Here is a 26,214-nt window from a genome sequence, read left to right on the forward strand (position 1 = left end):
CCGCCTTTGCGCCAACAAGCTGGCGAAAAGCAGGTGGATCGAGCCGTCTGGCCTGCCTGGCGGCGTACGCCGGCAGCGATCATTTTGGTCGACTCGATCAGCAATTTGGCCCGGGAAGGCGCTTCCACGGCCGTTCGAGTCGACCGATCTGATCGCCGTACGCCATGGCCGGGGCTCAGTCAAAGAGTGTCGCGTCGATGGAGACGGTGTCCCAGATGGGCTCGCTGTGTTCGGCCTCGCGGTGCTCGGCGACCACGTCGGAGTGCCCACCACAGCCGTGGTCAACGGTGACGACCGAGCCGTCCTGCGGGGAATACCGGTTGGCGCAGACACCGGCAACCGCGCCCAGCGACCCGGACAGCCGGATGAAGTAGCCACAGGTCTCGCACGGCGCCGGGGCGTCGTCGGTCATCTCGTTGTTGGGGCCGCCGGGACCACGCCGCCACCGAACGATGGCTTCGTCACGCCCCTCAGGAGACAGCACCCGCTCCCGGCCCAGGCCCAGCTCCGCGACCACCGCGCGGATCTGGCTCGCTTCGGCGGGGTCTGCGTCAGCGGCGTCCTCTCCCCCGGTGTACCCCGGTTCCAGGCGCGGGTCGTTGTCCGGGGTGGGCTGCAGCACGCCGGGCTCGAGGTCGCCGTCGGCGAGGCGTTCGGTCCACGGCACCCAGTTGGGCGGCAGCAGCGCTTCCTCGCCGGGCAGCAACGCCACCTCGTTGACGGTGACAGTCTTGGCCCGGGAGGCGCGCACCACGGTGACGCTCCAGTGCCACCCGCGATATCCGGGGTGGTCACAGTCGAAGAGGTGGGTGACCACCCGATCGCCGTCGATCTGACAGCCGAGGTGCTCGCCGACCCCGAGCGGGCCGGCCTGCTCCACGGCGTACTCCCGGGCCAGGTCGACGGCGTCGACGCAGGCCTGATCAGGCTTGGGTGCGCGCGCCATCAGAGCTCGAGCTCGTCAGCCACGGCCCGCAGCACGCCCGCGATCTTCTTCGCGTTGCGGCTGTCAGGGTGGCGATCCCGGCGATAGCCGTTGCCGATTCCGTCCAACATCTTGATGAGATCCTCCACGATCAGCGCCATGGTCTCGGGCGACTTGCGCTGCGCCTTCGACAGTGACGGCGGTGCATCGAGCACGGTCACGCTGAGGGCCTGTTCGCCCTTGCGTCCTTCGATCACCCCGAATTCGACCTTCTGGCCGGCCTTCAGGGAGGTCACGCCGGCGGGCAGCGCATTGGCGCGGACGTAGACGTCGCCGCCACCGTCCTTGCTCAGGAAGCCGAATCCCTTCTCGGCGTCATAGAAACGAACCCGTCCAGTGGGCATGCTCTCCTCCTTCGCGCCCGCGGCCGACCACAGGGTGCGGTCGATGCGAGCTCATCCTAGTTCGTGATCGGGGGTTGTCCATGTGAGGTTCCCCGTAGCTGGCACCTGCATCGGCGCCTGCTGGTGGACTCTCAGCGGGCTCGCTGCCAGTCGGGTTTGTGGTCGTAGACGTAGCGGTAGTAGTCGCGCAGTTCGAGCTTGCTCGCGGCCGCCTCGTCGATGACGAGGTACGCAGCAGGATGCAGTTGCAGGATCGACCCGGGCCAGCGGGACGAAAGGGCGCCTTCGATGGTGGCGGCGACGGCGTCGGCCTTGCCTTCGCCCTGGGCGACCAGGACCACGGCGCGGGCGTCCATGATGGTGCCCAGGCCTTGGGTCAGGCAGTGGGTCGGGACCTCGTCGAGGGAGTCGAAGAAGCGCTGGTTGGCCTCGCGGGTGGCCGGCGCCAGGGTCTTGATCCGGGTCCGGGACCGCAGCGAGGAGCTGGGCTCGTTGAAGCCGATGTGGCCGTTGCTGCCGAGCCCGAGGATCTGGACGTCGACGCCGCCGGCGTCGCGGATCGCCTGCTCGTACGCCGCGCAGGCCGCCGGTACGTCCTCGGCCAGACCGTCGGGCACGTGCACCCGGTCCGGATCCAGGCCGAGCGGCCGGGTGACGGTGCGGTCGATGACGGCGTGGTAGCTCTCAGGGTGGTCGTAGGAGAGACCCACGTACTCGTCGAGAGCGAAGGCATGGGCCGCGCTCAGGTCGAGGCTGCCGGCGGCAACCCGGTCGGCGAGGTCGGCGTATAGGCCCAGCGGCGAGGATCCGGTGGCGACACCGATCACGGGTGCGGCGAGGCCGGCGCATTCGCGCGCCACGTTGGCGCCCGCGACCCGACCGACTTCGTCGGCGGTGGCGCAGATGACGACCTCCACTGAACTTCCTCCCGGTGACGTACGAAACGGGCCCGAGCGGCCCGCTCGTCCCATGCTAGCGCCGCCCGCGATGCGTCGGCAGCCGGCGGCGGGCCGGGTTCCCCCTCGCCGCAGTCGCCCGGTTCGTGCCGAGGGACGAGCCGCGGTAGACTCTTGATGCCGGTTCGTCCAGTTCTGCTGCGAGCCGGCCGGTCCATCGCCATTCCAGGCGGGGACGCAGGCCGTCCTTCGGCCCCGAGAAGACTTCTCCGGCTGACCCCAGCCGTCGCCGTCTGTCACCCATGAGCCGCGGCCCCCTGCCGCGCCGGGCAGAACAACGAACCCACTTTCCGATGTGGAGCACCACCGCTTGACCACGCACTCCCCTGCCGCCCTGCCGTCCTTCGTCGACCTCGGCGTACCGGCCCCTCTGGTTGAGGCCCTCGACCGCCGCGGCATCACCTCCCCCACCCCGATCCAGGCGGCCACGCTGCCCGACGCGCTCGCCGGACGCGACGTGCTGGGGCGCGGCCGCACCGGCTCCGGCAAGACCTTCGCCTTCCTGTTGCCGCTCATCGCACGTCTCACCCAGACGCCAACGAAACCGCGGGCACAGCGCCCCCGCGCGCTCATCCTGGCCCCGACCCGCGAACTCGTCACGCAGATTGACGAGTCGTTCCAGGCTCTGGCGAGCGGAACCGGACTCACCAGCCGCGTCGTGTTCGGCGGCGTCGGCCAGAATCCGCAGGTCTCCGCCCTGCGCCGGGGTGTCGACATCGTCATCGCCTGTCCCGGCCGGCTCGAGGACCTGATGCGACAGGGCCACGTACGCCTCGACGACATCGCGATCAGCATCCTCGACGAGGCCGACCACATGGCCGACCTCGGCTTTCTGCCCGGGGTCAAGCGGATCCTCGACCAGACGCCGAGCACCGGTCAGCGGCTGCTCTTCAGCGCGACCCTCGACGCGGGCGTCAACGTCCTCGTCAAGCGCTACCTGCACCGCCCGGTGACCCACGAGGCCGACTCAGCTCAGTCGCCGGTGACGGCCATGAAGCACCAGGTGCTGCGGGTCCGCCCCGACGACCATCTCGACGTGCTCGCCGATCTGGCTGCGGCGCCCGGGCGCACGATCGTCTTCGCGCGCACCAAGCACCGCGCCAAGACGCTGGCGCGCAAGCTCAACGCGCGGGGCATCCCCGCCGTCGAGCTGCACGGCAACCTGAGCCAGAACGCCCGGCAGCGCACGATGACCGCCTTCCACGACGGCACCGCGTCGACCCTGGTGGCTACCGACATCGCTGCGCGCGGCATCCACGTCGACGACGTCGCGCTGGTCATCCACGCCGACCCGCCGGTCGAGCACAAGGCCTACCTGCACCGCTCTGGGCGCACGGCACGGGCGGGCGCCGCCGGCACCGTCATCACCCTCATGACCCCCGACCAGAACGGCGACGTGCGCTCGCTGATGCGCAAGGCCGGCATCAAGGCCCCCTCCACGGACGTCCAGCCCGGCCACGCGGTCCTCACCGATCTGGCGCCGGGCGAGCGCACCTATCCGGGCGCCTGGAAGGCCCCGGCACCCGCCACCCCGCCGGCGCGCCCGGCCAAGGGCAGCAACAGGCCAGCGAAGGGCGGCAGGCCAGCGAAGGGCAGCCAGGGATCCTCGCAGCACCAGTCGCGGTCGAGCCAGTCCGGGCGCAACGGCGGCCGTTCGGGCGGATCGGGCGGATCGGGCCGTTCGGGCGGAACGAGTCGCCAGGGCCGCAACCGGGGTGGTGCCTCCGGCTCGCGCGGGCACTCGGCCTCGCGGTTCAGCGCCGGCCGCTGAGTCTCGCCGCCGGCCTCGCGGATCGACTGTTCGTACGCCGCGCAGGCCGCCGGGATGTCGTCCGCCAGCCCGTCAGGCACGTGCACGCGTTCCGCCGCCAGCCCAGCGGCCGAGTGACCGTCCGGTCGATGACGGCGTGGTAGACGATGCCGCCGCGCCCGAGCGCCCGGCTGGCGCGCACCAGTGATCCACCGACGCCCCGACCCTTGACAGGAAGCATCCCACAAAGCGATAGTTTGATGGTGATCCGAAAGCGTATCGCCGGCTACCCCACCAGCGGCGAGCAACATCCCGGGGGAGGCCAGCCAGCCGGACATCGGATCCAGTTCTTCGAGCATGGCTTTCTCTACTGGGATGGCTACACCGTAACCGGAGAGTGGACCGATCCGACATCCCGTCGCCGCACAACCGTCATGTACTCGGAGCACGCTCTCCGATGACACCGAATCCAGTTCCTCTGGAGCGGGCTAGATGCATTCTCACCCGTGCTTCCTGGGGCTCTCAGCCGTTGCGTTCAGTCTCCTGTTCTCTGGCGCCAGTGGCTGGTGGTATCCCAGCGTGCGGTGGTTCCTTGCGATCCACGCCGGCCTCATGGTCGCCTCCGCCGTCCTCGCCCTCCTCGCACTCCCCCGCAGCGCGGCGGCATTAGTTGTGGCTCTTGTCGTAATGGCGCTGGCGAAACCTGCAGTCCAGTACGCAGAGGACGTGGCCGACCGCTGGTGCCCGCCCAAGACCGAATGGAGCCCGGACGGCTGGGCGACCATCGACTACGTCAGCGGCACCGTGACCTGTCACGCGAACGGGACAACCGTGCCCATCGTCGTCATGCTCGACCGGGCCAACGAGTAGTCCTCAGTTCAGCACCGTGAGCTCGAGGTTCATCGAGCCGGACCGGAAGGCCCGGGAGCTGACCTCGACGAAGTCCTCGAGCCGGTCGATCGGGTCGGCCTCGTACGCCGCCAGCGCGCTCGGGTCCAGCTCGACCCGGGCGCGATCCTGGCCGAGGTCGCGGACCCGCAGGTCGATCACCGCGACGTTCTTGCTGGTGAGGTGTCGGCGTACGGCCGTCTCGGCCCGCTCCACCCGCGCCAGGGCCGCGGGCGTCACCTCGGTGCCGTACGCGATCCGCGAGCTCAGGCAGGCCGCGGCCGGCTTGTCCCAGGTCGGCAGCTCCCAGTCCCGGGAGGCCTGGCGCACCTGCGCCTTGGTCAGCCCGGCGTTCAGCAGCGGCGTGATCGCGCCGCGCTCACTGGCCGCGGCGATGCCGGGCCGAAACCCCGCCACCGCGTCGTCGGCGTTGGTGCCGGTCGCGACCGGCCAGCCACGCGCCTCCCCCACCGGCAGCAGCGTGTCGATCAGCTCGGCCTTGCAGTGATAGCAGCGGTCGCTGCCGTTGGCGCGGTAGCCCTCCCGGTCCAGCTCGTGGGTGGTGGGCGTCAACAGCTCGACGCCCAGCTGGCGTACGAAATCCCGCGCCGGACCGCGCTCGATCGCCGGCAGCGAGGGGCTGTACGCCGTCGCCGCCACCACCCGGTCCGGGCCCAGCGCCCGCACCGCCGCGGCCAACAGGAAGGCAGAATCGGCACCACCGGAATAGGCCACCACCAGCCCGGGAAGCTCGGCCAGGTCACGCATCAGGGTCGCCACACTCATGCGCCGATCCTAGGCCAGCACCCGCGCCGCCGCAGCCGCCGACGCCTCGGCGGGACCAGGCGCCGACATTGGCTAGTCTGGGGCGCATGGCCACATGGGAGGACGGCCCGGAGTACGCACCGCTGGAGGCTCCGGAGGGCTTCGACGCGGGCGACGCGCCGACCCACGCGACCTCGACATTGAACGGCAGCAGGGCGACCCGCACGCCGGCGCCCACCGCCCTCGCCACTCACCCCGCAGACGAGCCCGCCGCCTACGGCGTGGACCGCGGCTGGCCGGCCCTGGCCCAGCTCGACCCGGGCGCCCGTGACGATGCCCGCGACCCGCACGAGCCGTACGCCATCACCCAGACTGCGGTGACCACCGGCGGCAGCGCCTGGGGCTCTGCACACCGCGCCCCGCACCAGCCGATCATGGTCTCCAGTTCCCGCGGCCGCGAGCCCGACGTCGCCACCCTGCCGCCGCCAGCCGGAGCCCCGATCGATGCGGTTCCGTTCGGCGAGTCAGCCCCGGTCGGCGCGCCGCAGCGCACCCCCAGCGGCACCCCCGGCCAGACCACGGCGTGGGCGCCGGCCCCCTCCGGGCCCGCCATCCGGCCTCCCCAACCGCGCGCTGACCTGACTCTGGGCACCCTGTGGGATTCGCTGACGCCGCCCTTCATCATCGCCGTGCTGGTCGGCTGCGTCGCCTTCCCGGTGTCCCCACTCGCCCTGATCGCCGCCGCGTACACCGCCGGCCGGGCCCGGCGGATCGCCATCCCGCTGCGCCGCGCCGCGATCCTGGCCGTCGTCGGCTCCTTCCACCTGGGCTTGTTCGGGGCGGTCGGTGGCGGCCCCGGATTCTGGGGCGGTGCCTCGTTGGGTGGGCTGCTGCTGTCGTGGTGCCTGCTGGCGTACGCCCTGATCCGGACCGCGGTCGCGATCCGACGCAACGAACCGCTGACCCCGGCGTCATGACCAGCGAAACAGCTCGATGAGCACCACCCCTGCCCGTTCCCTGGCCGAGGACCTGCGCCGCTGGCCGACCGAACGGCTGGCCACCCTGCTGCAGCACCGCCGCGACCTCGCCACACCGGCCCCCCAGGACATCGTGGAACTGGCCACCCGCGCCACCACCGCGGCCTCGGTGACCGCAGCGCTGGCAGCACTGGATCGCTGGCAGCAGCAGGTCGCCGAGGCCATCGCCGCCCAACCCGACCACAGCACGAGTGAGCAGGTCGCCGAACTGATCGAGGGACCGGCCGAGGCCGTCGCCGACACCCTGCTGGCGCTCAACGATCGGGCGCTGATCTGGGGCAGCCCGCAGGGATGGCTGGTGCCCCACACGGTGCGGCGCGCGTTCGGCGCCCATCCGGGCGGGTTGGCCCCGGTCAGCCCCGACCCGCTGACCCCCGACGCCATCAGCCGAGCCCAACAGCAGGCCGCCGCGGCCCTGGCCAAGGCCACCGACACACCGCCGGACCAGGCCGCCGAGAAGGTCGAAGCGGTCCTGGCCCAGCTGACCTGGTCCCATCCCGTCGGCGGGCTGCGATCCGCGACCGACCCGCACCAGGAGTCGACCTCACCGGCGCGGGCGCTGCTCGCGGCTGGCCTGCTCCTGCCCACCGGCCCTGACACCGTCGCGCTGCGCCGAGAGGTCGCGCTGCTACGGCGTACGCCCCGTCGGCTACGCCAGGTCCCGGTGCCCGCCCAGCCGCCGGAGCTCACTCCCGAGGTGGATCGCGCCGACCGGGCCACCCAGGCCGGCGTCGGTTCGGCCATCGCGTTGGCGCAGTTGGTGGAACGTCTCCTCGAGGCGATCAGTGACATCCAGCCGGGCCTGGTCCGCACCGGCGGCATCGCCAAACGCGACCTGGACCTGCTGAACCGGCAGCTCGGCCTCTCCCGGGGCGGCCCGCCTGCGGTGTTGTTGGTGGAACTGGCCGACGCGGCCGGGCTGATCGCCGTCGACGGCGGCCGGGTGCTGCCGACCGCGGCCGCCGACCAGTGGCGCGGTCTGGGTCCGCTGGAACGTTGGCGTCGGCTGATCGCGGCCTGGTTGGACTCACCGCGTTGGTTGACCGGCGCCGAACGTCCGCTGGCCCCCGAAGCGGCGCACGGCTGGGCGCCAGACGTCCGCCGCGGCATCCTGACGTTGGCGACCCAGCTGCCCGAAGGCGCCAAGGTCGACCCGGAGCAGTGGGACGCCTGGCTGGCCTGGCACCACCCCACCTGGGACGGGTTGGCTGAGGAGTCCGGGACGTTGCTGCAGACCTGGTTGGCACAGGCCGATGTGCTCGGACTGGTGGCGCTGGGGCGGCGTACCGGGTTGGTCGACGTCACCGCCGATGGCGCAGAGGTGCCAGCCGCGATCGCTGACCTCTTCCCCGAGCCGGGCACCACCTTCTGGCTGCAGGCCGACCTGACCGCGGTCGCGCCCGCGCCATTGACGCCGGGCGTACGCCAACGGCTGCGGATGCTGACCCAGGTCGAGTCGACCGGTGCCGGCGAGGTGTTCCGGTTTGACCGCGGCAGCGTCGGCCGGGCGCTGCAGCAGGGCTGGGCCGCGCCCGACATCACCACCTGGCTGGGGCAGCACTCGACCACCGGGGTGCCGCAACCGCTGACCTACCTGATCGCCGAGACCGGCCGCCAGCACGGCAACCTACGGATGGGGACCACCGAGACCTATCTGCGTACCGACGACCCGGTCCGGGCCCGGCTGATCGCCGGCCTCGAGCTGCCGGGGCTGCGCCAGATCGCCGACACCGTCCTGGTCTCGGACATGCCCGCCGACGAGCTCGCCCGGGCGCTTGCCGAACACGGCCACCACGTCGCCGCCGAGGACAGCGCCGGCAGCCTGCTGCTGCCGTCCGAACCGCGGGCCCCCAGGCGTACGCCTGCCCGACCCGCCGCCCTGCCGGAGCCGAATTTCGCACAGCTCGCCGACCGGCTGTCCCACCACCAATCCGTTGCCGAATCGTTGCGCGAGTTGGAGAAGGCGGCGCTGCGACGGGCCCCGGTGCGCGTCACCTGGGTGGATCGGCAAGGACATCGCTCCACAGCAACCGCTTTCGTGCGGAGGGTCGTCGAGGGCCGGGCGGAGCTGACGATCGACGGCGCTCGCGTCGAGGTGCCCCTGGCCAGTGTGGTCAGCGCCGCTGTCGGCCCCTAATGTGAGTACGGTCATTGGCGCTCACACGTAGACTGTCGCGCGTGCAGGTGAAGCAACGCAGGATGCTGATCGCCGGCGCCGCCGTTTTGGCCGCGCTGGCCATTGCTGCGCCCGCACTGCTGAACCTCAGCTCGCAGCCCTCCGGCGACCCGCACCAGGCCCCCGCCGCACGGTCCAGTCAGGCGCCTGCGGACCAGCCCGCAGCACCGTCCACGTCGCCGGTGCCAAGTGGCTGGCAGACCAGTTCGCGTCAGGATCGCCCGCCGGCGCCGGTCTCCAACCTGCGACTGTCCTCGAACACCTGGCACAACTTCACCGTCGCCTGGGATGCCAGCCCGGATGCGTACGAGGGACTCAGCTATCGCATCCTGCTCAACGGTTCGGCTGTCGGCAGCACCGAGGGCCTGACCGCGACCATCAACTGGGTGCGCGGCACCGAACGGCACCTGGTCCAGGTTGAGGCCGTTGACGCGGCCGGCTTGGTCAGTGAGCTGCGCAGCGTCGTCGTGATCCCGCCGGCCGACCCCTCCGGTGGGGGCGCGGGTGGTCGGCATCGTCCCGATCGCGGCGTGGATGAGGCCGGTGGGGCCCCTACCCCGCAGATGCCGGCGCCGACCGATCAGGCACCCTCGGACCAGCCTCCGACGGAGGAGGTCCCGTCCGAGGACCCGCCGACCGAGCCTGAGCCCACACCGACGCAGGGGCCCACGACACCGGAGCCGACTCCCACGCCTATGCCTACGCCGACTCCCACACCGACGCCGACCCCCACACCGGAGCCCACGACACCGGAGCCGACGGCGCCGACCACCGACGGCTCGCCGGAGGCCCCCACGTCCACCCCGACCGAGGAGCCGACCGCGACGGTCACCGCCACCGCGCCCGACGGCGGCCCGGAGCTGCTTCCCACCGATCCGACCCCCGACGAGAGTGAGTCATCTGCCCCATGAGTGACCCCGGTCCTCTGGTTGTCCAGTCCGACCGATCGCTGCTCCTGGAGGTGAATCACCCCCTCGCGGCAGAATGCCGGATCGCGATTGCCCCCTTTGCCGAGTTGGAGCGTGCTCCCGAGCACATCCACACCTATCGACTGACCTCGCTGGGCCTGTGGAACGCCCGCGCGGCCGGCCACGACGCCGAACAGATCGTCGACGTCCTGCTGGAATACAGCCGCTATCCGGTGCCCTCGGCGCTGCTGATCGAGATCACCGACACGATGGGCCGCTACGGCCGACTCCAGCTGGAACAACACCCCGTGCACGGATTGGTGCTGGTCAGCCACGACGCCGCCGTGCTGACCGAGGTACGCCGCAGCCGCAAGGTCGCCGGGATGCTCGGCGAACCGATCGACGCCGAAACCGTGCCGGTGCACCCCAGCGAACGCGGCAACCTCAAACAGGCGCTGCTGCAGCTGGGCTGGCCCGCCGAGGACATGGCCGGCTACGTCGACGGCGAACGCCACGAGATCACCCTCAACCAGGACACCTGGCAGCTGCGGCCCTACCAGGAACTCGCCGCCGAATCGTTCTGGCACGGTGGTTCCGGAGTGGTCGTGCTGCCCTGCGGTGCCGGCAAGACCGTGGTCGGCGCGGCATCAATGGCGCTGGCCGGCTCGACCACGTTGATCCTGGTGACCAACACGGTGGCCGCACGCCAGTGGCGCGACGAGCTGATCCGGCGCACCAGCCTGACCGCCGACGAGATCGGCGAATACTCCGGCACCCGCAAGGAGGTACGCCCCGTCACCATCGCCACCTATCAGGTGATGACGGCCAAGCGGGGCGGCACCCACCGGCACCTGGAGCTCTTCGACGCCCGCGACTGGGGGCTGGTGATCTATGACGAGGTGCACCTGCTCCCGGCGCCGGTGTTCCGGCGTACGGCCCACCTGCAGGCGCGTCGCCGGCTCGGCCTCACCGCGACCCTGGTCCGCGAGGACGGCCGCGAGGGCGACGTCTTCTCCCTCATCGGCCCCAAGCGCTATGACGGAGCCTGGCGGGAACTGACCGAACAGGGCTGGATCGCGCCGGCCGAATGCACCGAGGTACGCGTGCAGCTGCCCGAGACGGATCGGATGACGTACGCCATGGCCGAGCCCGAGGTGCGTTTCCGGTTGGCTGCCGAGTCGCCCGCCAAGCTGCCGGTGGTCGACGAGTTGGTGGCCCGACACCGGGACCAGCCGCTGCTGGTGATCGGCCAGTACATCGACCAGCTGCACGAACTCTCCGAGCGCCTCGATGCACCGCTCATCACCGGCGAGACCAGTTCTCGACAGCGCGAGGAGCTCTACCAGCAGTTCCGCGACGGCACGATCACGCGACTGGTGGTCTCCAAGGTCGCCAACTTCTCGGTCGACCTGCCGTCGGCCGAGGTCGCCATCCAGGTGTCGGGCGCGTTCGGGTCCCGGCAGGAGGAGGCCCAGCGATTGGGCCGGCTGCTGCGCCCCAAGAACGGCGCCACCGCACACTTCTACACCGTCGTCGCCCGCGACACCGTCGAGGCGGACTTTGCCCAGCACCGGCAGCGTTTCCTCGCCGAACAGGGGTACGCCTACCGGATCGTCGACTCCCACGACCTCGACGCCGTCACCCCCTGAGGGGTTAAGGTCCTCACCTGATGAAAGGTGAGGACATGACTGCGGACCGACCCTACGGAGCGCCCGGTGGAGACCCCGGGCAGCACCCGCCGACCCGCCCACAACCACCGGAGCGCCCGCCCGGCAAGGATGCGCCCAAGCATCTGATCGCCGGCCCGATCCTGATGATCCTCGGTGTTGCCCTGTGCTCGGTCGGCGTCATGTTGCCGTGGAATCCGCAGGCACTCGCCAAGGGCGAGGCCTGGAACGGTGTCGAGCAGGCGATGGTCAACATCGAAGAGGGCCGGATCTACGGCTGGCTGATGGTGGTGGCCTTCGGGGTGGCCGCCGTCGCCGGCTTGCTCGCTCTGATCGCCGCGGCGCTGGCAATGACGAGGCGGGCCGCCGCCGTACCCGCCGTCACCGCCACCGTGTTGGGCCTGGTGGCCACCCTCGGAGTCCTGAGCGGGTACGTCGCGATGGAGGCCTTGGACGAGTCAACCGTGGGCATGTGGCTCTACGGGGCGTCCTTCCTGCCGGTGCTGATCGGCGCGGTGGGCGTCGCCGGCCGTCGGTTCTGACCCGATCCCGGGCACGGGACAGCCGCCTCAGATCGGTCGCGGCGACTCGTCGTCGACCTGGCCCAACTCCCAGCTGGGCGGCACCGGGACCTGGCGGGCCCGGCGTACCAACTCCACCAGCTGTGCCGGCCAGATCCATTCCTGGGTGGTCGACAACTCGACCAGTGGCCACCAGCGGGCGCCGGTCAGCGTGATGACCTCCTCAGGCGTCAGGCCGCTGGTGTCGAGATCGAACCGCTCCACCTCGACCGCATAGAACAGCTCGGTCTGAGTGAAAATCTGGTCGGAATAGCCGTGCCGCACCAGCCGGTTCGCCAACGGGCCGATCAGCTGGTCGGTGCCGATGCGCAGCCCGGTCTCTTCGATGAGCTCGCGCACCGCCGCCTGGTGGTCGGACTCCCCGGGATCAATGCCGCCGCCCGGAGTCACCCACCAGTGCAGGTCTGGACAGCCGGGGTCGGTGTCCCGCAGCAGGAGCACCTCGTCCTCGGGGGTCATCACGACGACTCGGACGGCCTGCCGGGTGACGGTGTCGCGGTCAGGTTCGTAGCGGAAGCTGCGCACGCGCCCGATTCTAGAGGCGCGCGATCCTCAATGCAGCCGGTTGCAAGGGCAGGGAATCACCTTGCGCAGGCCGGGAGGCCGGCGTACGGTCTCTTGCTTCCCCTCTTTCGCTTCCCCTTGGCGTTTGGAGCAGCCGTGCCCGAATCCCCCACCACCGATGCCCTCGCCGCCGAACGCGACCACCTGCGTACCGCCCGGGAAGCCCTGGTCTCGATGTTGGACCGCGCCGTCGACTGGGAGACCGCAGTTGCCGCCGACCACGTGTCCACCCAGCACCTGCGTCAGACCCTCTATCGGCGGATGCAGTCGCTGCAGGCCGACCCCGAGGTGCCGCCCTTCTTCGGACGGATCGACTACGACACCAGCGCCGGCGCCGCCACTGACGAGGTCTGCCACATCGGCCGCCGCCACGTCTCCAGCGACGCCGGCGGCGAACCCCTGGTGGTCGACTGGCGCGCGCCGCTGTCGCGGCCCTTCTATCAGGCCAAGGCCGACGACCCGATGGGCGTGGCGCTCCGGCGACGCTTCGGTTTCCGCGACGGCGAGCTGACCGCGTACGAGGACGAGCGCCTCACCGAGGCCGACAGTGATGCCAGTTCGGCGCTGTTGGCCGAGGAGATCGAGAAGCCGCGTACCGGCCCGATGCGCGACATCGTCGCCACCATCCAGCCCGACCAGGACATTCTGGTGCGAGCCGACCTGGCCTCCTCACTGTGCATCCAAGGGGCGCCCGGCACCGGCAAGACCGCGGTCGGCCTGCACCGCACCGCCTGGCTGCTGTACGCCTTCCGCGATCGATTGGCGCGCACCGGTGCGATGGTGGTCGGGCCGAGCGCTGCCTTCCTCTCCTACATCGGCGACGTGCTCCCGACCCTGGGCGAGATCGACGTCAGCCAGCACACCATCGACTCCCTCGTCAGCACCGACCTCGGGCTGACCGCCAGCCAGTCCGACCCGGCCGAGCTGGCCGTCCTCAAGGGCGACGCCCGGATCGCTGAACTGGTACGCCGCGCGGTCTGGGCACAGCTGCCCGCCGAGGAACCGCGCGAATCGTTGGTGGTGCCGCGCGGGTCGCGGCAGTGGCGGGTGCCGGGCTACCTGGCCGCCGAGGCCGTCGCCGGGCTGCGGGAGCGCGGCGTACGTTTCGAGTCAGGACGGCAGTTGTTGCCGCAGCGGCTCGCCCACCAGGTGCTGGTGCGCATGGAGGCTGCCGGCGAAGCCCCCGACGACCGAGTCCAGAACGCGGTCGCACGCAGCCGACCGGTCAAGGCGTACGCCGCGCAGATGTGGCCCAAGGTCGATGCGGAGAAGCTGTGGTTGGCGCTGCTCACTGATCCCGAGCTACTTGGCGAGCATGCTGAGGGCCTCCTGGACGACGAGGAACAGCGGCTGTTGCAGTCCCGTCGGCCTGGCCGATCCAAGGCGCAGCGTTGGTCGGCGGCTGACCTGGTCGTCATCGACGAGATCACCGACCAACTGCAGCGGACGCCGAGTCTGGGGCACATCGTCATCGACGAGGCGCAGGACCTGTCGGCGATGCAGCTGCGGGCGCTGGGGCGCCGCAGTAGCACCGGATCGGTGACCCTGCTGGGTGACCTGGCCCAGGCCACCACGCCGTGGGCCAGTGAGTCTTGGGACGAGGCGCTGCACCATCTGGGCAAGCCCGACACCCGCGTCAGCGAACTGGTCGCCGGCTTCCGGGTGCCGGCCGCTGTCATCGACTACGCGGCCCGGCTGCTGCCCCACATCGCCACCGGATTGGACACGCCGCACTCGATCCGGCCCGGCTCCGGCGAATTGGTCATCACCGCCAGCGAGGACCCGCTCCGGAACGTGATCGCCGTCGCCACCGAGTTGGGCAGCCGGCCGGGCACCCTGGGCGTGATCGTCCCCGACGCGGCAGTCACCACGGTGTCGGCCGCGCTCCCGATCAGCCATGCGGTGCTCGGCGAGTCGCAAGGGGCGGATGGCGCCGAGGCCCCGTCGGTCGATGTGGTGCCCGCCAGCTTGGCCAAGGGCTTGGAGTTCGACCACGTCATCGTCATGGAACCAGCCGCAATCGTGGCGGCTGAACCGACCCGGCGCACCGGATTGCGCCGGCTCTACGTCTGCCTGACCCGCGCCGTCACCACCTTGCACGTCAGCCACGGCCAACCGCTGCCGGCGGAGCTGGACCTGACACCGAGCGGGACCTGACACACTGACACCGACGCCGACCGGAGGACCACCATGACCGAGCTGAGGACGCTGGACCACACCGTGGCCGGGCATTCGATCCGCGCCAGCATCGCACCGGCGTACGCCGCGCAACTCACCGACCTGCTGGCCAACCTGGCCGAGCAGCCCCAACTCGTCTTCGAGGGCGCCACCGTACAGTTCGGCTGGGGTCCGATCTTCTTGGAGTCGCTGGAGGAGGGCAGCGACGCCCTGATGATGCGGATCCCCGACTACGCCGGCGAGGCGACCCACGAACGTACCGATGACCTGACCGCCGCCTTCGCCACCGAGGTCGCGCAACGCGACGCGGCCGACCTGGGCGGATTGCGGCTGCAGGAGGTGCTGTTCTGGCAGGACATTCTGCTGGTACGCGGCTGGCAGGACTTTTCCGGCCACCGATTGCGCCGAATGATCTCCGACGTCGACCGCTGGTCCGGCTGGCTGGTCACCTCCGCCGACCACGACTACGACCTGCACTTCGAGGAGTCCGAGATCGAGCACGAGGCGGCGTGGCGGGTCGCCCAGCTGCGCCCCGAACTCGCGCAGGTGTGGCAGTTCCCCGCCGGCGTCGGCGTCGAGATCCGAGACGGTCAGATCGACCACATCCTGGATCTCGACGACGACGAGCGGGAAGTCTTCTACAACCGCGGCGACAGCTGATTCAGGGGCCGGTTCAATCGGTCGGCTCGGGGAGTTGGGGGTAGTCCGGGATCGGATAGATGCCCAGCGCAAAGCCGTGTACGACATCGCCCTCGCGCTCGATACTGTCGAACTCGTCGACCAGGGCCGTCATCTTCTGCCAGAACTCGCGCCTCTGCGCGGCGCTGATTCGTGCCCTGCGCACGAACCCCCACAGTTGACCCTCGGCGTACGCGGGTGCGGACTCGCGCGCCGCCACCTCGAAGTCGTTGAAGTCTTGCGGGTGGTCCTCGCCGCCGTCCTCGAGCTGCACGTAGAACAACCGCGCGGTGCGACCGTAGAACGACTCCTCGACCGCGCGCACGCGGCGCGTCCGCACCACGTGAACCAGCCCAGCCTCGGCCAGCACCTTGACGTGGTGGGCGACCGTGCTCTTGGGGCGGGCGACCGCCGTACTGAGTTCGGTGACACTCGCGGCGCGCTCGTGCAGGAGTCCCAGGATCGTCGTGCGCAACGGGTTGCCGAGTGCGCGGACCTGCTCCGGCTGCGTCAGCGCGAGCCGGTCCGGAAGGTCGTAGTCGAGGGTCTTGACACTCATGGGAAGCACATACTACCGTTCCAGAACGTTCCACAAAATTGGTCCGATTCTGCAAGCCAACCCAAGGGAGTGACCATGGCCGAGATCGTCCTGTTTCATCACGCACAGGGACTGACCGACGGGATGAACGCCTTCGCCGACGAACTGCGATCTGCCGGGCACACCGTCCACCTACCCGACTTGTTCGAGTCACAGACCTTCGAGGACGTCGAGTCGGGCGTGGCGTACGCGCAGCAGATCGGGTTTGACACCGTCCTGCAACGAGGAGTCGATGCCGTTGCCTCCCTGCCGGATGACCTGGTCTATGCCGGTTTCTCCCTGGGCGTCATGCCGGCACAGAAACTCGCCCAGACCCGCGCTGGCGCGCGCGGCGCACTGCTGATCGATGCCTGCTTCCCGTCCGACGAGTTCGGGTCATGGCCCGCTGGGCTGCCCGCACAGATCCACGGCGGCACCGATGACGACTGGTTCGCCGAGGACATCGACGCCGCGCGGCAGTTGGCCGAGGCGCAGCCGTCGGTCAACCTGTTCTGCTATGCCGGCACCGCGCATCTGTTCGCCGATTCCTCGCTCCCGACCTACGACGCCGCCTCCGCCGCCCAGTTGCGCGAGCGGGTCGCGGACTTCCTGACCCGACTCGCCTGATCGACCACGACGTCGGCGCACCGGCGGGCGCCGACATCTGGGGCAGCTGGGTCGGGGCGCCGGCTCAGGGCAGCTTCCCGAAGCCCGCCGACTCCTGGCAGATCCGCGGGATGTCGATCATGCCGGGCTCCCCGCCCTCCCCGCCGCGCCACATGAAGCCGATCGCCCCCTGCGTCATCGGGGCCGTCGCATCGAGCTGCTGCCGGATTCGCTCCAGGGTGGAGACGCCGCGGCTGGTGGTGGTGCCGCCGCCGGGCGTCATGCACTCCACCGTCACCCAGATCCGATCCGGGTCGACCTCGGCGAAGGCGGCGAAGAACTCCTCAGTGGTGTGGTGGTGCTCGGACAGATCGTCGACGGCCAGTGCTGTGGTGTCCGTGCCGAGGCCGTCCTGCGGGGCGATGATCAGGTTGGTGCCGTTGGCAGTCTCCAGCAGCTTGGCGTAGCCGAGCGCCGCATCTTCGGGCCCGAAGGCCGACGCCTTGGCGATCCGGTCCTCCAGGTAGGGCGCGATGATGGTGAGGACACCGGGCCGCAGCTCGTTGGCGAACTGGTTCTGCCGGGCGTACAGGTCACGCACGTCATGCCAGGCGTCGACGTGGCGCATCGGCATTTCGACGTGGTGGTAGTAGCCGTCGGTGTCGGGGTAAGCCTTCAGGAAACGCTTCGAGAAGGCGTCCAGTTCAGGCAGATAGCTGCGGTCCGGCAGCCACGCCGGGTCCTTCCCCATGATCGGCGCCGGCATCCCGAGCACCACCTGGGCGCCGATGCTGCGGGCGGCCTCGATCAGCATCCGGTTGCGGTCGCTGCCCGGGTCGGCCGGCGCCACGACCGCGGCATCATCGGTGATGCTGAGCACCACGAAGCGACCGCTGGCGCTGTCGACGAAGACATCGTCGGCCTGGCGACCCTGCGCGAGCTCGAGGCCGCCGCTGTACCGGAAGGCGCGGCGGCTGCCGACCACGGCCTGGACTTCGGCGGCCAGCGAGTCGGTGGCGACCGGGGTGAGCCGGTAGCCGAACGTGATCGGCGCGGCGTTCATCCGGCGGATCATCCGCCGGTTGTCGGACACAGTCCCCGCCGCGAAGACGAAGTTGGCGGCAAACTGGCCCGGCGATCCGGCGGTCGCGCTCGGAGCGGCGACGGCGATGCGCGGGCCGACCACGGCGGCGCCGGCCAGCGCGGCGGCAGCTCCGATCAGGGTCCGGCGGGACATTTCATGTGACATGGCAAACCTCTTCTGTGGGGTATCCGCCCATCCTGCCCGAGCCACGCTGTGGGACTCAGCGGGGGTCACTTCCGCGGCAACGGGTGCCGGCGCGCCAAGTCGTCGATGAGCCTGCGCCAGGATCCGACCAGCTCCGGATCGACGGGGCCGTCCCAGGTGCCGCCCCGGGCGGGCCGGCCGATGTGGAAACGGCGAATCCCGACCCGCATCAACCACGGCAGGTGTTCGGCGGTCAGGCCGCCACCGGCCATGATCAGTTTGGCCTGCTCGGGGTGAGTCCGGGCCCGGTCCAGTAGCGTGTCCAGGCCGTGCTCGACGCCGCGGGCGGAACCTGCCGTCAACACCGATTCGAGCCTGGGCATGTGGGTGACGGTACGCCAAGCCTGCCCACTGTCGAAGGCTTGGTCGATCGCGCGATGCATGGTCCATGGCCATTCGGTCTCCCGCAACAGCTCGATCATCACCTCGGTGTCGACCTCGCTGTGGCCGTTGAGGAAGCCCATCACGATGCCCTCGGCACCGGCATCCAGATAGGCCTGCGCCAGACCGCGCAGGCGTACGAACTCACCGCCGTCGGTGCCGAATCCGGGCCGCAGTCGCAACATCACCCGCACCGGAAGGGTGGTCGCCGCGGTCACCTCGCGGGCCACGTCGACCGCCGGGGACATGCCCCCGTCCTCGAGGCTGCCGAGCAATTCGATGCGGTCAGCGCCGCCCGCTTCGGCGCGACGCGCGTCCTCGGCATCCAGGCAGATGACCTCCAACATGGCCATGGCTCCAGTGTGACCTGCGGACGCGCTTCGGTGGCGGACCCACGCGCAAGTCGCGCGCACTGGGCGCAGTCGATTCACGGGACAGCCCACATCGGGGCTCTGGACGATTCGACTGCGCGTCGTGCGCGCGAATGTCGCTCTCAGCCGATGGCCGACTCAGAAATAGACGGCGAGCCGACCCTTGGGGCCGTCGATGATCTCCACCGGCGTCTCGAACAGCCCGGTCAGCACCTCCGAATCGAGCACCTCCTCGGGTGAGCCCACGGCGTACACCTTGCCGTCCTTCATCGCGCAGATGTGGTCGGCGTAGGTCGCGGCGAAGTTGATGTCGTGCAGCACGATGACGATGGTGCGATCCAATTCGCGGGCGGCCCGCCGGAGGTGCTTCATCATCTGCACCGAGTGCCGCATGTCGAGGTTGTTCAGCGGCTCGTCCAGCAGGATGTATTCGGTGTCCTGGGTCAGCACCATCGCGACGTACGCCCGCTGCCGCTGGCCACCCGACAGCTCATCCAGGAACCGGTCCTCCATCTCGGTGAGCCCCAGGAAGTCGATCGCCTCGCTGATGATCACCTCGTCCTGCTCGTTGATCCGGCCGCCGCTGTAGGGAAACCGGCCGAAGGCGACCAGCTGACGCACGGTCAGCCGGGTGATGAAGTGATTCTCCTGGCGCAGGATCGAGACCACCTTGGCCAAGGCCTTGGACTTGGTGGTGGTGACGTCGTGGCCACCGATCCTGATCACGCCGGTGTCGAGCCCGAGCAGTCGTCCCATCATGGTCAGCATGGTCGACTTGCCGGCACCGTTCGGGCCGACCAGCGCGGTGATGCCGCCGCGGGGCAGGTCGAGGTCGACCGGGCCGATGGTGACCTCGTCGCTGTAGACCTTGGAGACGTCCTTGAGCGAGATCACAGCCGCCCCTTCCTGAGGATGTAGACGAGGAACACCGTGCCGCCGACCAGCTCGATGATCACCGACACCGATCCGCCGGCGTAGAAGATGTTGCGCAGCACGAAGTACGCCCCGGCCAGCACCGCGAAACAGGTCAGCAGCGCCACCGGGAAGACCAAGCGGTGGTCGTAGGTGTCGGCGAACTGGTAGGCCAGCATCGCCACCATGAAACCGAGGAACGTCATCGGCCCGACCAGTGCAGTGGAGGTCGCCATCAGCACCGAGACCAGGAAGAGCACCGTCATCACCTCACGGCGATGGTTGATGCCCAAGTTGCCGGCGACGTCCTTGCCGAGCCCGACCACATTCAGCCTCCGGCTGCGCCACCACAACGCCCCGGCGGCCGCCAGGCACAGCGGGATCGCGATCGGCAGGTATTCGTCGCTGGCATTGGAGATGTTGCCGAACAGCCGCGCACTCAACACGTCGAACTCGCTCGGCGCCAGCATCCGCTGCATGAAGGAGGACACCGAGCCCAGACCCCCGCCGATGATGATGCCGATCAGGAGCATCAGATGGAGGTTGCCGTAGCGCCCCGACAGCAGCCAGCCGTAGAGCACCAGCGCAAAGCCCACCATCAGCGCCACCTGCAACAGGAACTGCGGTACGCCTTGGATTGCGGTCACCCCGGCCACCCCGAGGAAATAGACCGCAGCGGTCTGGATGGCGGTGTAGAGCGACTCGAAGCCCATGATTGAGGGCGTGATGATGCGGTTGTTGGTGACGGTCTGGAAGGCGACGGTGCCGGTGGCCTGACACAGCGCCACCACGGCGATCACCAGCACGCTGTCGACGCGAGTCCCGGCGACCCGCCAGTAGCCATCGGTGCCGAAGGGCAGCGGGTTGTTCCAGACCAGGATGCCGATGGCCGACACCAGTCCGATGAGGACCAGGACGGCGATGACGATGGCGTAGCGGCGGCGCTCGGCCGGCGTACGCAGGGCTTGGGCGCTGCGTTGCCCGGATCGGGTGAGTGCCGGCGTACGCCGGCTGGAGACCTGAGTGTCAGCCACGGCGACGCTGCCTCAGCAGGACCGCGATGAAGACCGCAGCGCCCAGGATGCCCAGCACCAGCGAGACCGGCACCTCGAAGGGCGCGATGATCGTCCGGCTGACCAGGTCGCAGACCGTGACGATGGCGATTCCGAGCAGACAGACCCAGGGCAGGTTGCTGCGCAGGTCGTCACCGCGGAACATCGAGACGATGTTGGGCACGATCAGTCCCAGGAATGGCAGGTTGCCGACCACCACGGTCACCACGCCGGCGGCGACGGCGATCAGGCCGGTGCCCAGCAGGACCACCCGGTTGTAGTTGAGGCCGACATTGGTGGCAACGTCCTCCCCCAGCCCGGCCACGGTGAACCGGTCGGCGACGAAGAAGACCAGCACCACAACGATCCCGGTGATGAGCAGCGGTTCCCACTGACCCTCCACCACCGAGGTGAAGCTGCCGGCAAACCAGATGCCGAGGTTCTGCAGCGAATCGGTCTCCAACGCGATGAAGGTCGACACGGCGCTGACGACCGAGCCGAGCATGATGCCGACGATCGGCACGATCAGCGAGGAACGCAGCTGGACCCTGCGCAGGAAGGCGAAGAAGATCATGGTGCCGACGAAGGCGAACAGGATCGCGCCGATCATGCGCTGGCCGACGGTGGCAGTCGGGATGGCCAGGCTGACCAGCAGCAGGCCCAGACCCGCCCATTCGGTGGTGCCGGTCGTGGTGGGTTCGACGAACCGGTTCTGGGTGAGGAGTTGCATCACCAGTCCGGACATCGCCATCGCCGCGCCGGCGAGCACCAGCGCCGCGGTCCGCGGGATGCGGGTGATGGCGAACATGTCGGCGCCGAAGTCACCGGCGAAGATGTCGTACTGGCCGGTGAACAGCGACACCACCAGCAGCATCGCCACCACCACGATGCCGATGATCAGCTTGGGGTCGAACAGCCGCCCGGTGCTGCGCCGATCGCGCTTCACCGGGCGGGTCTGCTCAGTGTGGGTCTGACTCATCCGAGGGTCAGCTCGCCGACTCCAGCTGGTCCGCCAGGTCGTTGAAGAACTCCGTGTAGGTCTGGACGCCCTCGTTGGTGTAGGTGTCCGGGGGCATGATCACGATGGCATCGTTCTGCACGGCAGGCACATTCGCAAGTGCGGCGTTGTTGGCGAGCAGGTCCGCTGCCGGGGTGTAGCCCTCCTCATCGGCGCCGACGGCTGCGTCACGGTCCATCACCAAGATCAGGTCCGGGTTGGACTGCGCGATCGCCTCCACCGAGATGTCATCGCCCTGGTGGTCGTCCGAGGCACCCTCAACTTCCAGCGCGGGGGTGAATCCGAAGATGTCGAAGGCCGGGCCGAGCGTACGCCCGACAGTCGGAGCCAGGTAGCCGATGTTGCCACCGGAGGTGTTGACGGCCATCACCTTGGTGGCCGGGTCATAGGCGGCCTTGACGCGCTCGATCGACTCGTCGAAGGCGGCGTTGACGGCCGCAGCCTCATCCTTCTTGTCGAAGATCTCGCCGAGCACCTCGACCTGACGCTTGAGTTCCTGGTCGAAGGGCTCGCCCTCGCGCGGATCGAGCTCGATGATCACCGCGTCAGGAACCAGCTCCTTGATCTCATCGGTGTACTGAGCAAACCGCTGACCAGTGATGATGACGTCGGGGGCAGCGCCGGCGATCAGGTCGAGATTGGGCTCGCGGTGGCTACCGACGTCCAGGATGGACTCGTCCTCGGCGAACTTGTTGGTCGAGGGCATCAGCGACCGGGCCGCAACGGTGGGCTTGATGTCCCACTCGGCGAAGAGCTCGAACGTGCGGTTGTCAAAGATCCCGACCGATTCGATCGGCAGCGGAATGGTCTTCTCGCCGGTGTTGTCGGTGATGGTGACGCTCTCGCGGTCATCGGGCGCGGCCGGTTCCTCAGCGGGGGTGCTGCAGCCAGCCAGCAGCAGCGCGGCCGAGGCCAGCGCAAGCGCGGCAGCGCGCGCACGGCGGGTGAAGGATGCGGGACGCATCGGCTCTCCTTGCCCTCGGGCAGTCCGCCCGAGCTATAAGTAATGAGGGTGTGACGTTATTCGCCGTCGCCGACGTTAACATAGGCTTGCCTTACATCAGAACCGATCCCAGCGATCGCCCTGTGACCTGCGTCACACCGGTTCGAGGCTCCGAGAAAGCAAACGTGGCGGTGACCCGAAGGTCACCGCCACGTTCGGCGTACTGAGTGTCAACTCAGGACTGGATCACATCATCCCGCCCATGCCACCCATGCCCATGTCGTCGCCGCCGGCAGCAGGCTGAGCCTTCTCCGGCTTGTCGGCGATGACGGCCTCGGTGGTGAGGAAGAGAGCCGCGATGGAAGCCGCGTTCTGCAGCGCCGAGCGGGTCACCTTGGCCGGGTCGATGATGCCTGCCTGAAGCATGTCGACGTACTCGCCGGTCGCCGCGTTGAGGCCGACGCCGGCCTCCAGGTTGGCAACCTTCTCCGCCACGACGCCGCCCTCAAGGCCGGCGTTGATGGCGATCTGCTTCAGCGGAGCCTGCGAGGCGGTGAGGACGATCTGTACGCCGGTGCGCTCGTCACCGACACCCTCCTCGATGCTCGCCTTGGCAGCAGCCTGCAGCAGCGCCACGCCACCGCCGGGGACGATGCCCTCCTCGACGGCCGCCTTCGCGTTGCGAACGGCGTCCTCGATGCGGTGCTTGCGCTCCTTGAGCTCCACCTCGGTGGCAGCGCCAACCTTGATGACAGCAACGCCGCCGGCGAGCTTGGCCAGCCGCTCCTGCAGCTTCTCGCGGTCGTAGTCGGAGTCGGAGTTCTCGATCTCGGCACGGATCTGAGCCACGCGACCGGCGATCTGGTCGGCATCGCCGGCACCGTCGACGATGGTGGTCTCGTCCTTGGTCACGACGACCTGACGGGCCTGACCCAGCAGCTCCAGGGTGACGCCGTCGAGCTTGAGACCGACCTCCTCGGAGATGACCTGACCACCGGTGAGGATGGCGATGTCACCGAGCATGGCCTTGCGACGGTCACCGAAGCCCGGAGCCTTGACGGCGACGGACTTGAAGGTGCCACGGATCTTGTTGACGATCAGGCCGGCGAGGGCCTCACCGTCGACATCCTCCGCCACGACGACCAACGGACGGCTGGCCTGGACAACCTGCTCCAGGATCGGCAGCAGGTCCTTGAGGTTGGACACCTTGCCGCTGACCAGCAGGATGTAGGGGTCATCCAACACGGTCTCCATGCGGTCGGTGTCGGTGACGAAGTAGGGCGAGATGTAGCCCTTGTCGAAGCGCATGCCCTCAGTGAGCTCGAGCTCCAGGCCGAAGGTGTTGGACTCGTCGACGGTGATGACACCTTCCTTGCCGACCTTGTCCATCGCCTCGGCGATGATCTCGCCGACGCTGGGATCACCGGCGGAGATCGACGCGGTGGCGGCGATCTGCTCCTTGGTCTCGATGTCGGTGGCCAGGTTGGTCAGCTCTTCGCTGATCGCGGCCACGGCGCGCTCGATACCGCGCTTGAGGTCCATCGGGTTCGCGCCGGCGGTGACGTTGCGCAGGCCCTCGCGTACGAGCGCCTGAGCGATCACGGTGGCGGTGGTGGTGCCGTCACCCGCGACATCGTCCGTCTTCTTGGCGACTTCCTTGACCAGCTCGGCGCCGATCTTCTCGTACGGCTCCTCGAGCTCGATCTCCTTGGCGATGGACACACCGTCGTTGGTGATGGTGGGGGCGCCCCACTTCTTCTCCAGCACGACGTTGCGGCCCTTCGGGCCCAGGGTCACCTTCACCGCGTCGGCGAGGGTGTTCATGCCACGCTCGAGGCCACGACGAGCCTCGACGTCGAATTCAATCAGCTTTGCCATGTTCTTCGGGAGTCCTCCCGCGTCTGGGGCTGGTGAGCCCCTGTGGTTGTCAGTTACCTGTCAGACGGTGCCCGCGACGGACGGCTCGTAGCTGGACGCTGATGCCTCACCGGACTGACGTGGCACTCTCGCCTGCCGAGTGCCAACTCCATTCTTAGCACTCGCCCCCTACGAGTGCAAGAAGTTGGCACCCGGCAGGCTTGCTCCATGACGTCGAACTCAGCCGCCTCGGGTACGCCCGCGGCCCGTGACTCGAAGCGCCCCGCCACCCGCGCCCGGCTGCGCCGCTGGGGCAACCTGCTCAATGGCTCCACCGGCCTGGGCCTGCTGACCGCCAAGCTCGGCGGCGCCACCCTCGAGAAGGGTCCCGCCGGACTCCACCTCGCGCAGGGGTATGCCCTGCCCTTTCCGATCGCCGGCGCCTTCACGATCGGCAACGTCATCATCACGTCGCGGCAGTGGACGGACTTCGGCTCCCGCTGGCCGACCGTGATGCAGCACGAGGAACGCCACAGCTGGCAGTGGTTGCTGTGGGGCGGCCCGGCCGGCTTCCTGCCGGCATACACGGTGGCGATGGGCTGGTCCTGGCTTCGCACCGGCGACCGGGCCGCAGCCAATGTCTTTGAGACCCTGGCCGACCTCGATCTCGGCGGCTACCGCAAGGTCAAGCCGCGCTGGCAGGGCGTACGCCGGCTGCTGACCCGCACCCGACTACGGTGAAGCTCATGTCGGAATCCTTGTCCCCGATGGACTATCTGAATCTGTTGGATCAGGTCAGCGCCGAGTTTCAGGCTCAGGCCGATGCCATCAACGCGGCCGTGGCCGCCGCAGCCGCCACGGTGGAGACCAAGTACTTCACGATCCGGGTCACCAACACTCAGGTGGAGTCGCTGGAGTTCACCGACCAGGCGGGCAAGCTTGCGGGCACCCAGCTGCGCGAGATGGTCCTGAAGGCGTACGCCGACGCCTGCGCCGAGGCGTCCACCCAGCTGGCTGACTCGGTCAGCCGGGCCGGCAGCCCTGCGGTGGCCGAGGGCGTACGCCAGGCGCGTCGTCCGGAGACCGCGGAGGCGGTGGAGCGCCGCGATGCCGCCGTCGATCGTGGCTCCGCCGAGGAGGCCGACGCTCCCGCCGATGCCGACCAGCCGACCGCCCGCGAGCAGTTGGCGGCGCAGGTGGGCAAGCCACTGCTGCCGTTGAGCCGCGAAGAGATCGACGAGCTGGCCGCCCAAGCCCCCGAGGACCCTGCGGCCGACCTGCAGGCGGACCCGGACTGGATCAAACACCACCGCCCCGAACCTGCCGGTGGCTGGCAGGCCGACTGGGCTCAGGAACTCACCGACCACGTGGCGACGGTCAAGGCCCAGCTCCAGGAGGCCGCCAACCGACATACCACCGCGAGCTCGACCACGATGACCGTGGTGGTCAGCACCGACGGCTCGCTGCTGGACCTGACCTTCCGGCGCCGCGCCGAGGCGAGCGTCCTGACCAGCGAGTTCACCAAGCTGTACGCCGAGGCAGTCACCGAAGCGGCGACCGAGGCCGCCCAGCTGCTGGACGATCTGGACGATGATGATGAGGACGACGACGATCCGACCGAGAATTTCTTCGCGGACCTGCTGAGCCGATTCCAGCCGCCAGAGCCTGACGAAACCCGGCACGCGCCGCGGCGCTGGTGACCCCAAACCCGCTTAATGTTTGGTGGGTACTT

The 26,214-nt window shown here is 69.3% G+C and carries 25 protein-coding genes; 12 read left to right on the forward strand and 13 right to left on the reverse strand.

The features are described 5' to 3' along the window. Positions 1-175 precede the first annotated feature (175 nt). The 3 genes from CGZ91_RS02905 to nagB all read right to left on the reverse strand — a co-directional run bounded on the left by CGZ91_RS02905 (position 176) and on the right by nagB (position 2,246). Positions 176-946: a DUF3027 domain-containing protein gene (locus CGZ91_RS02905; RefSeq protein WP_094452423.1), complete on the reverse strand. Its 771-nt coding sequence runs from the start codon at positions 944-946 to the stop codon at positions 176-178. Continuing rightward, positions 946-1,329 carry a cold-shock protein gene (locus CGZ91_RS02910; RefSeq protein ID WP_094450123.1) on the reverse strand — a complete coding sequence of 128 codons (384 nt, stop codon included), beginning with the start codon at positions 1,327-1,329 and terminating at the stop codon, positions 946-948. The genes CGZ91_RS02905 and CGZ91_RS02910 overlap by 1 nt, the downstream gene beginning before the upstream one ends. Positions 1,330-1,460: 131 nt before the next feature. Next, complete coding sequence (nagB, locus tag CGZ91_RS02915; RefSeq protein WP_094452424.1) at positions 1,461-2,246, reverse strand: glucosamine-6-phosphate deaminase; 786 nt, start codon at positions 2,244-2,246, stop codon at positions 1,461-1,463. A gap of 349 nt (positions 2,247-2,595) precedes the next feature. Between nagB and CGZ91_RS02920 the strand changes: the two genes are divergently transcribed. Then, the gene (locus CGZ91_RS02920; protein WP_229116376.1) at positions 2,596-4,056 is read left to right on the forward strand and encodes a DEAD/DEAH box helicase; all 1,461 of its coding nucleotides are present in this window, start codon (positions 2,596-2,598) and stop codon (positions 4,054-4,056) included. 558 nt (positions 4,057-4,614) lie between these two features. Then, positions 4,615-4,905: a hypothetical protein gene (locus CGZ91_RS02925; RefSeq protein WP_144276757.1), complete on the forward strand. Its 291-nt coding sequence runs from the start codon at positions 4,615-4,617 to the stop codon at positions 4,903-4,905. Positions 4,906-4,908: 3 nt separating this feature from the next. Here the strand turns inward: CGZ91_RS02925 and CGZ91_RS02930 are convergent, their stop codons facing one another. Further along, complete coding sequence (locus tag CGZ91_RS02930; protein ID WP_229116377.1) at positions 4,909-5,709, reverse strand: ATP-dependent sacrificial sulfur transferase LarE; 801 nt, start codon at positions 5,707-5,709, stop codon at positions 4,909-4,911. A gap of 86 nt (positions 5,710-5,795) precedes the next feature. On the opposite strand from CGZ91_RS02930, the gene CGZ91_RS02935 reads away from it, so the two are divergent. Genes CGZ91_RS02935 through CGZ91_RS02955 form a run of 5 tightly spaced genes read left to right on the forward strand, consistent with a single transcriptional unit; the run spans position 5,796 to position 12,018 of the window. After that, positions 5,796-6,665 (forward strand): hypothetical protein, encoded by an 870-nt coding sequence (locus CGZ91_RS02935; protein ID WP_094452426.1) that lies wholly within the window; start codon positions 5,796-5,798, stop codon positions 6,663-6,665. A gap of 16 nt (positions 6,666-6,681) precedes the next feature. Beyond that, a complete protein-coding gene (locus CGZ91_RS02940; protein WP_094452427.1) occupies positions 6,682-8,862 on the forward strand; it encodes a helicase-associated domain-containing protein in 2,181 nt (726 codons plus the stop codon). A 41-nt stretch (positions 8,863-8,903) separates the two neighbouring features. Further along, entirely contained in the window at positions 8,904-9,812 is a 909-nt protein-coding gene (locus CGZ91_RS14190) for a hypothetical protein (RefSeq protein ID WP_179229189.1), read from the forward strand. Then, positions 9,809-11,458 (forward strand): DNA repair helicase XPB, encoded by a 1,650-nt coding sequence (locus tag CGZ91_RS02950; RefSeq protein ID WP_094452429.1) that lies wholly within the window; start codon positions 9,809-9,811, stop codon positions 11,456-11,458. The genes CGZ91_RS14190 and CGZ91_RS02950 overlap by 4 nt, the downstream gene beginning before the upstream one ends. A gap of 35 nt (positions 11,459-11,493) precedes the next feature. Further along, on the forward strand, positions 11,494-12,018 hold the full coding sequence (locus tag CGZ91_RS02955; RefSeq protein ID WP_094452430.1) for a hypothetical protein: 525 nt from the start codon (positions 11,494-11,496) through the stop codon (positions 12,016-12,018). A 27-nt stretch (positions 12,019-12,045) separates the two neighbouring features. Here the strand turns inward: CGZ91_RS02955 and CGZ91_RS02960 are convergent, their stop codons facing one another. Further along, positions 12,046-12,582 (reverse strand): NUDIX hydrolase, encoded by a 537-nt coding sequence (locus tag CGZ91_RS02960; RefSeq protein WP_094451304.1) that lies wholly within the window; start codon positions 12,580-12,582, stop codon positions 12,046-12,048. A gap of 135 nt (positions 12,583-12,717) precedes the next feature. On the opposite strand from CGZ91_RS02960, the gene CGZ91_RS02965 reads away from it, so the two are divergent. Beyond that, a complete protein-coding gene (locus CGZ91_RS02965; RefSeq protein WP_094452431.1) occupies positions 12,718-14,778 on the forward strand; it encodes a HelD family protein in 2,061 nt (686 codons plus the stop codon). Between the two features lie 33 nt (positions 14,779-14,811). Continuing rightward, entirely contained in the window at positions 14,812-15,459 is a 648-nt protein-coding gene (locus CGZ91_RS02970) for a hypothetical protein (protein ID WP_094452432.1), read from the forward strand. Positions 15,460-15,472: 13 nt separating this feature from the next. Here CGZ91_RS02970 and CGZ91_RS02975 read toward each other — a convergent pair whose 3' ends face one another. Continuing rightward, a complete protein-coding gene (locus tag CGZ91_RS02975; RefSeq protein WP_094452433.1) occupies positions 15,473-16,036 on the reverse strand; it encodes an ArsR/SmtB family transcription factor in 564 nt (187 codons plus the stop codon). 69 nt (positions 16,037-16,105) lie between these two features. Between CGZ91_RS02975 and CGZ91_RS02980 the strand changes: the two genes are divergently transcribed. Further along, positions 16,106-16,681, forward strand: a complete 576-nt coding sequence (locus CGZ91_RS02980) for a dienelactone hydrolase family protein (RefSeq protein WP_267490224.1) — start codon at positions 16,106-16,108, stop codon at positions 16,679-16,681. A gap of 64 nt (positions 16,682-16,745) precedes the next feature. Here the strand turns inward: CGZ91_RS02980 and CGZ91_RS02985 are convergent, their stop codons facing one another. The 7 genes from CGZ91_RS02985 to groL form a co-directional block, all read right to left on the reverse strand. Then, positions 16,746-17,909, reverse strand: coding sequence for a hypothetical protein (locus tag CGZ91_RS02985; RefSeq protein WP_144276758.1), 1,164 nt, complete (start codon positions 17,907-17,909; stop codon positions 16,746-16,748). Positions 17,910-17,974: 65 nt separating this feature from the next. Then, positions 17,975-18,682, reverse strand: a complete 708-nt coding sequence (locus CGZ91_RS02990; RefSeq protein WP_094452436.1) for a copper homeostasis protein CutC — start codon at positions 18,680-18,682, stop codon at positions 17,975-17,977. Positions 18,683-18,838: 156 nt separating this feature from the next. Next, a complete protein-coding gene (locus CGZ91_RS02995) occupies positions 18,839-19,594 on the reverse strand; it encodes an iron ABC transporter ATP-binding protein (RefSeq protein WP_094451794.1) in 756 nt (251 codons plus the stop codon). Beyond that, positions 19,591-20,646, reverse strand: a complete 1,056-nt coding sequence (locus CGZ91_RS03000; RefSeq protein WP_094452437.1) for an iron chelate uptake ABC transporter family permease subunit — start codon at positions 20,644-20,646, stop codon at positions 19,591-19,593. Before CGZ91_RS03000 ends, CGZ91_RS02995 begins: the two co-directional genes overlap by 4 nt. Beyond that, positions 20,639-21,643: an ABC transporter permease gene (locus CGZ91_RS03005; RefSeq protein WP_094452438.1), complete on the reverse strand. Its 1,005-nt coding sequence runs from the start codon at positions 21,641-21,643 to the stop codon at positions 20,639-20,641. The genes CGZ91_RS03000 and CGZ91_RS03005 overlap by 8 nt, the downstream gene beginning before the upstream one ends. Before the next feature lie 7 nt (positions 21,644-21,650). After that, a complete protein-coding gene (locus CGZ91_RS03010) occupies positions 21,651-22,646 on the reverse strand; it encodes a siderophore ABC transporter substrate-binding protein (RefSeq protein WP_094452439.1) in 996 nt (331 codons plus the stop codon). A 225-nt stretch (positions 22,647-22,871) separates the two neighbouring features. After that, positions 22,872-24,503, reverse strand: coding sequence for a chaperonin GroEL (gene groL / locus CGZ91_RS03015; protein ID WP_094452440.1), 1,632 nt, complete (start codon positions 24,501-24,503; stop codon positions 22,872-22,874). Positions 24,504-24,710: 207 nt separating this feature from the next. Between groL and CGZ91_RS03020 the strand changes: the two genes are divergently transcribed. Continuing rightward, positions 24,711-25,223 (forward strand): hypothetical protein, encoded by a 513-nt coding sequence (locus CGZ91_RS03020; protein WP_229116378.1) that lies wholly within the window; start codon positions 24,711-24,713, stop codon positions 25,221-25,223. Positions 25,224-25,228: 5 nt separating this feature from the next. Further along, on the forward strand, positions 25,229-26,182 hold the full coding sequence (locus tag CGZ91_RS03025) for a hypothetical protein (protein WP_094452441.1): 954 nt from the start codon (positions 25,229-25,231) through the stop codon (positions 26,180-26,182). Positions 26,183-26,214 lie beyond the last annotated feature (32 nt).

The sequence above is a fragment of the Parenemella sanctibonifatiensis genome (assembly GCF_002250565.1).
In the GTDB taxonomy this organism is placed as follows: Bacteria; Actinomycetota; Actinomycetes; order Propionibacteriales; family Propionibacteriaceae; genus Parenemella; species Parenemella sanctibonifatiensis.

Coding starts and splice junctions, on each gene's coding strand:
- CGZ91_RS02975 (WP_094452433.1), bottom strand. CDS start 16,036: ATGAGTGTCAAGACCCTCGACTACGACCTTCCGGACCGGCTCGCGCTG.
- CGZ91_RS02930 (WP_229116377.1), bottom strand. CDS start 5,709: ATGAGTGTGGCGACCCTGATGCGTGACCTGGCCGAGCTTCCCGGGCTG.
- CGZ91_RS02940 (WP_094452427.1), top strand. CDS start 6,682: ATGAGCACCACCCCTGCCCGTTCCCTGGCCGAGGACCTGCGCCGCTGG.
- CGZ91_RS02950 (WP_094452429.1), top strand. CDS start 9,809: ATGAGTGACCCCGGTCCTCTGGTTGTCCAGTCCGACCGATCGCTGCTC.
- CGZ91_RS02955 (WP_094452430.1), top strand. CDS start 11,494: ATGACTGCGGACCGACCCTACGGAGCGCCCGGTGGAGACCCCGGGCAG.
- groL (WP_094452440.1), bottom strand. CDS start 24,503: ATGGCAAAGCTGATTGAATTCGACGTCGAGGCTCGTCGTGGCCTCGAG.
- CGZ91_RS02985 (WP_144276758.1), bottom strand. CDS start 17,909: ATGTCACATGAAATGTCCCGCCGGACCCTGATCGGAGCTGCCGCCGCG.
- CGZ91_RS02970 (WP_094452432.1), top strand. CDS start 14,812: ATGACCGAGCTGAGGACGCTGGACCACACCGTGGCCGGGCATTCGATC.
- CGZ91_RS03025 (WP_094452441.1), top strand. CDS start 25,229: ATGTCGGAATCCTTGTCCCCGATGGACTATCTGAATCTGTTGGATCAG.
- CGZ91_RS03010 (WP_094452439.1), bottom strand. CDS start 22,646: ATGCGTCCCGCATCCTTCACCCGCCGTGCGCGCGCTGCCGCGCTTGCG.
- CGZ91_RS02910 (WP_094450123.1), bottom strand. CDS start 1,329: ATGCCCACTGGACGGGTTCGTTTCTATGACGCCGAGAAGGGATTCGGC.
- CGZ91_RS02935 (WP_094452426.1), top strand. CDS start 5,796: ATGGCCACATGGGAGGACGGCCCGGAGTACGCACCGCTGGAGGCTCCG.
- CGZ91_RS02990 (WP_094452436.1), bottom strand. CDS start 18,682: ATGGCCATGTTGGAGGTCATCTGCCTGGATGCCGAGGACGCGCGTCGC.
- CGZ91_RS02905 (WP_094452423.1), bottom strand. CDS start 946: ATGGCGCGCGCACCCAAGCCTGATCAGGCCTGCGTCGACGCCGTCGAC.
- CGZ91_RS03005 (WP_094452438.1), bottom strand. CDS start 21,643: ATGAGTCAGACCCACACTGAGCAGACCCGCCCGGTGAAGCGCGATCGG.
- CGZ91_RS03020 (WP_229116378.1), top strand. CDS start 24,711: ATGACGTCGAACTCAGCCGCCTCGGGTACGCCCGCGGCCCGTGACTCG.